Genomic DNA, 6,068 nt, shown 5'->3' on the forward strand with positions numbered 1-6,068 from the left:
TAGCAAAGCAGTGCCATGATTTACAAAAAATGTAATATAAACTTACTTATCTGAATTTAGCACTTTTTCTAAAACAATAAATTCTAATGGTATAGTCGAAATTGGAATATGAACATCGCTGTCAGGGAAAAGCTCTCGTTCTCCTGTATCCTTATATCCATTGCGTTTGTACCATGAAATAAGCTCCTCTCGAACCGAAATGACAGTCATTACAATTTTTAACAAACCTTTTGCTAAAGCTAATGTTTCCGCGTGTAGTAATAATTGTTTTCCAATTCCACTATTTTGTAATTCAGGGGAAACAGTCAACATTCCTAAATACAATTGATCCTCTTTTTCAATTAATAAAACACAACCAATAGTAACGTTATTTTCCTGGAATTTTAGTATCGTATTTTTAGGATTTGTAATTATTTCTTCTAATTCTTGCTCTGTAGTTCGCAGTCCTTCTAGTAAGTTTGCTTCGGTTGTCCATCCTTTTTTTGAAGTTTCTCCGCGATAAGCTGAATTGATTAGTTTGTTTAATTCGGCAACGTCGAGTAATAGCGCTTTTGTAATCATGAAAATGAAATAAATTATAATTTTGAATATTCAAAGGTAAAAAAAGAACATTGAAAGTTCCTCAATGCACGTTTTCTATCAAATTTTTAGTAGTTCTTTTATTTTTGAATAAGGAAATGGTGATTTTGCATTAGCAAAGAAAATCATATTATTCGACTTGCAAGCTTTCAATTATAATTTTATTGTAAAAATACAGCACGAAATAGTACTTTCTTAGTTGTTTTTAGTATTTTGCCAAAATATAATTGAGATGTTAAATTAAGTTAATATGAAATATAGAGTAGCAACTTCGTCTGTCGATTTGATCGATTTTCCTCCCACGAAGAATAATTCTACAGTTTTAACCAAAATTCCTTTTAGGCATACCGTTAAATTAATGGAGAAAACCAACTCACTTTGGTGGAAAGTGAAGCTTTTAAATACTGACAAGGAAGGATATGTGGCTGCCGATGATTTAGAGCTTTTTGATTCAAATTCTTTAAAAAATTCTGATATCGAGATTCCTAATTTTGAAGCCAGTCCTTTATCAAGTTTAGATACAAAAATTGAAACCTACAAACCTATTGGTAATCCTAAGATTCCATTCAGAGATTTAACTAGTCTAACTTCCAGGCTTGCTACGATAAAAAATATAATCGACATTCTAGATGTCTCAAAAAGTTTTAGATACGAGAAAGATGAAGCCGATACCTACTGTAATGTCTACACTTTTGACTATTGCTTTTTTAACAGGGTTTACATTCCAAGGTTGCGATGGACTGATAAAGCAATTGTAGAGTTAGAAAAGGGAAATGAAGTTCCGCTAATTTTTGACGATACCGTAAAACCGTTTTATTCTAATTATCTATATGATTGGTATGTAGAATCGTCGAGCGATTTTGGATGGCAAAAAGTAAAAGATGTCGATACTTTACAAAAAATGGTCAATGAAAATGGTGGAGTCGGAATTATTTCTGCAAAGCGTTTTATAATTCATAAATCCGGTCATATTGTTGTTGTTGTTCCAGAAACGGACGATCACAAAGCTTTTCGTGAAAATGGTAAAGTCATTTATCCGCTGCAATCACAAGCGGGATACGACAATTACAACTATTTTGCAGAAGAAAGAAAAGATTGGTGGGCAAATCAAGATCCTGAAAAAGGGTATTCATCAGCTATTTTTTACTATCACGATTAAAGAGTAAATTGATTTTCAATAATTTATAGATTTGTACATAAATCTTTTTTAATGAAAATTGCTGCAAAGACTCTCAAAACATATTTTAAATTTGTGCCTTCGAGCCTTTATGGCTAAAACGCACTTCTTTAAACTAATAATAAATGAACAAAAAAAAAGACTTCTTCGGGATAAATGATCCTAAAGAAGTCTTTTACTTTATTTACTATTGCGGTTTATGCTAAAACTGTATCTTTCTTAATTAGTAACGAGCTGCAAAAACCGTTTTCATAATACGTATCATGGAAAGTGAGGTAGATTTGGTTGTAGATTTCAATCGGATCATTCGATTCGATTTTTATATGTAAAATATCTTCTAAAATCGCAATAAAATCTTGAGGTACAATTGTTTCTTTGCCGTGAACAATGGCTTCAAAGGTGAAGTTATTCCATTCTAAATTGCAAATTGGATTATCAACTTCAATCATTAAAGCATGATCCATAATGAAAATAAGAAATTGTAATACTTCTTTTAAATGCGTTTCTTCAAAATAATCAAACATTCTAAACTCAATGCCGTGATTTTTATGTTTGTGAAAATTGATATCAAGCCCAATTTTGTCAATTTGTTCGTAATCTGATATTTCGGAGTAGCGATTTACCCACCACATTGGATTTTCATGCATAGGATGTGCTGTAAAATCCATCTGTACTATTTTTCCAGTTTTCATTACTTCAGTGTCGTAAGTACCAATCCCAATATATCTTGACATGGCACAACGTTGAGAAGCCTTGGTTAAATTTACAGTGCTGTCTTGATGCGATAAGTAATCAGAAGAACCAAATTTTATCATAAACAACGGACTCAACCATTGAAACAACCGAATCGTGCGCTGGTGTTTTTGTATAAAATCTATTTTGTCTTTGATTTCACCTTTTGTATTTAACTCTGTGGGTATCGTCAAATTAAAGTGGTACGTCATGTTATTAAAAACAGAATAATGATCATTATTACTGACAAATATGGCAAAAGGATGATTATTAGAACAAATTTTTATTTTACCAAATTGGGTAAATATTTCTTCTTGTGTCATCGCAACCTCCAAGTTAGAAGTGAATTCGTTTTTAATTGAAGCAAGTTCCGCAATTACTGAATCCACATCTTTTTTGTAAAAATCTTGAGTTACAAACTCTATAGTGTCGCCATCAAAAATGAATTTCTTTTGAAGTTGATCTACGAAATAGCTATTGTTTTTTTGCAATTTATCAAATATACTCTCTCCTGAATAAGCTGGATTAGGTTCTTTATCAATCGCATCTAATGTTTCGTGCACATTATACATGTCTGTTTTTGTAAATGAATGTGAATTCATCAAAACAGGAATGTGATAATCATGATCCGTCAAAATTTTTTGTAACGAATTTTCGAATACATTTTCTTTATAATTCTTAAAATGGTTGACACTGTACTTTTCATGAAGTCCTTTTGTCAATAAAAATTGCTTGTCCACCACGCGGGGTTTCTCAAACTCCAAATAACATTCATTTTCGATACCAACTCCCCAATAAAAATCATTCGATTTGTATTGATTGATATACTCTTTGTGTTTGTCTAATAATTCAATTTCAAAACTAACATCATTCATGCTATGATTCGTCATACAATTTTTTCTCCTTCTTTTTAATAAATTAAGTTGATATGGGAAGCTACTTTATCAGGTAGTTTTTCTTGAAGTGTACTTATCATTTTGAATTTTTATTGGTCTGTAATTCAAAAATCTAATGGTCCTCTAAGATTTGTTTTTTTGTGTGAGATAAGCTGATTTTTTAATTCTTTCGAGAAATGAAAAAACAACTTATTTAGTTTTGCAAAAGTAGTCATAAATTACGTCTAAATCAATGCGGACAAATAATTTATTTTTTGAGCTAATACTGAGATTTAATTGTACGATAAAATTGTAATTTTTAAAGGGTTAACGTAGTTTTTTCTAGCTCTAAATCTTCTACAAAAATTATTTTTTTCTATTTTACAAGGAGCACACATTTACGGTTTTTCAAGAAATTCTGTCTTGCTATTCGCTATATCTTTATGCTTGAACCCCAAGCATAAAGGATATCGCTGCTATCAAGGCTAAAATACAACGTTTTGATTTTCATAATAACTTGAGCAAAAGGAGATACAAATTGATGTGTAGAAATACTTTTTTTTTAGTCCTTGCTAAAAATTTCGCATTTATAAAAAGGTGTAGGAAGGATTTTTTTGTTTGTTTTAGAAATTATAGAAATGATTTTTAGTAAACATTTTTTTAAATTTCTTCTATCTGCAACAAACATATTAGACAACTATAAAAGACTTCAAATCCTCATAAGTATTGATTTTTTGAAATTAAATTAGAATATCGGGCTGAAGCCCGACACTATTCAAAATAGCTAAAAAAAATAAATATCACAAATTTCAAAAGTCCAATAAACGCTTTTCTTTATTAAATTATTTTTATCAATTGAATAGGGCTTTAGCCCTATTTGAAAAAGAATATTTAAACGGCTTTAGCCAAATTGTTATTCAAGCATTCAACTAAATTCTGACTTTGTTGCAATTAAACTGGAACATCGGGCTAAAGCCCGACGCTATTCAAAAGAGTTAGAAAAAAATAGATATTACATATTTCACAAGTTCATACAAGGCGTTCTCGATCATTTTATTCTTATCAATTGAATAGGGCTTTAGCCCTATTTTGAAAAAACACATCTTAATGGCTTTAGCCAAATTATAAATAATGTTTTGAACAGAATTCTGACTTTGAATTATAATAAACATCCGCTACAGCTTAACGCTCAAAAAAAACTATTCTAGTTCTAAAAAATAAAGTTGTAATTACACTAAAATCGCTTTCAAATCCTCATAAGTTCTGATTTTTGTACTTACTTTTTCTACTCCCAAAACACTTTCAATTTGAGTTGGAATAGGCAATTTTACATTTAAAGTGGGTTCGACAGTTTCTAAAAATTTAATTGGATGCGCTGTTTCTAGGAAAATTCCAATCGCATTCTGATGATTTTGTAATTCCTTTTTCAAACCGAGATAGCCAATTGCGCCATGAGGTTCAGAAATATAACCACTTGATTTATATATGGTTTTCATCGCTTCGAGTGTTTCTTCATCGGAAAAAGTGTATGAGGAAAAATCTTTTCTCAATTTTTCTAAATCATTTTGGTACATTTCCTGAATTCGGATAAAATTACTTGGATTTCCTACGTCCATCGCGTTCGAAATTGTAGCTTTCGAAGGCTTTGGATCGTAAAAACCATTTTTTAAAAATCTTGGAACCGTATCATTTACATTGGTGGAAGCCACAAAATGTTCAATAGGTAAGCCCATTTTTTTTGCAATGATTCCAGCGCAAATGTTCCCAAAATTCCCACTAGGGCAAGAAAAAATCAGTGGTTGATTCTGTTTTTTCAATGCTTTATAAGCAAAAAAGAAATAAAACATCTGTGGCAACCAGCGCGCAACATTGATTGAATTCGCCGATGTTAGATTTTTATGTCTTAAATCGGGATCTAGAAATGCTTTTTTAACCATATCTTGACAATCATCAAAAACGCCATCTACTTCGAGAGCTCTTATATTTTGACCTAACGTAGTTAACTGTCTTTCTTGAATATCGCTCACTTTTCCTGAAGGATACAAAATAATGACTTCAACTCCTTTCACTCCAAGAAAACCACTAGCCACAGCGCCACCAGTATCTCCCGATGTCGCAACAAGAACTGTATTTTTATTGTTTTTTTTGTCTTTTTTAAAATAACTAATACAACGTGACATAAAACGGGCACCCACATCCTTAAAAGCCATCGTTGGACCATGAAACAGTTCGAGTGAATAAATGTTTTTTTCGACCTCAATCACAGGAAAATCAAAACACAAGGTTTCAGCAATAATTTCTTTCAAGATATTCTCTGGAATTTCGTTGCCTATAAATTGTTTGATAGCTTCAAAAGCAATTTCTTCATTACTCAAATTTTCAATAGTTTCAAAAAAACTCGTTGGCAAAGTCATTATAGTTTCTGGGAAATATAATCCTCTATCAACTGCTAATCCTTGTAAAACAGCTTCCTGAAAAGAAACTTTTGGTGCATTATGGTTTAAACTGTAGTATTTCATTTTGATTTTTGATTGACGATTAACGATTTGTGATTTATGATTTTTTTGTGACGTCGTTAAATCTGAAATCAAAAATTGTTAATTAAAATTTTTTTTAGTACATGACAAAAATATATTTTACTGATTACCAGTAAAATAAACGACATTATATTAGGAAAAAAGACCGATGTTTTGTAAATTATAAGA

The 6,068-nt window shown here is 30.8% G+C and carries 4 protein-coding genes; 1 reads left to right on the plus strand and 3 read right to left on the minus strand.

Annotated elements, in window-relative coordinates; genetic code table 11:
* Positions 1-42: 42 nt before the first annotated feature.
* Positions 43-561, minus strand: a complete 519-nt coding sequence (locus tag BUB42_RS14890) for a GNAT family N-acetyltransferase (protein WP_073021786.1) — start codon at positions 559-561, stop codon at positions 43-45.
* A gap of 268 nt (positions 562-829) precedes the next feature.
* On the opposite strand from BUB42_RS14890, the gene BUB42_RS14895 reads away from it, so the two are divergent.
* Positions 830-1,738, plus strand: coding sequence for an SH3 domain-containing protein (locus BUB42_RS14895; protein ID WP_073021788.1), 909 nt, complete (start codon positions 830-832; stop codon positions 1,736-1,738).
* Positions 1,739-1,953: 215 nt separating this feature from the next.
* On the opposite strand, the gene BUB42_RS14900 is transcribed toward BUB42_RS14895, so the two are convergent.
* Both BUB42_RS14900 and thrC read right to left on the minus strand, forming a co-directional pair.
* Positions 1,954-3,378, minus strand: coding sequence for a hypothetical protein (locus BUB42_RS14900; RefSeq protein ID WP_139257412.1), 1,425 nt, complete (start codon positions 3,376-3,378; stop codon positions 1,954-1,956).
* 1,214 nt (positions 3,379-4,592) lie between these two features.
* Entirely contained in the window at positions 4,593-5,882 is a 1,290-nt protein-coding gene (thrC, locus tag BUB42_RS14905; RefSeq protein WP_073021798.1) for a threonine synthase, read from the minus strand.
* Positions 5,883-6,068 lie beyond the last annotated feature (186 nt).

Source organism: Flavobacterium micromati, from assembly GCF_900129585.1.
Lineage (GTDB): Bacteria > Bacteroidota > Bacteroidia > Flavobacteriales > Flavobacteriaceae > Flavobacterium > Flavobacterium micromati.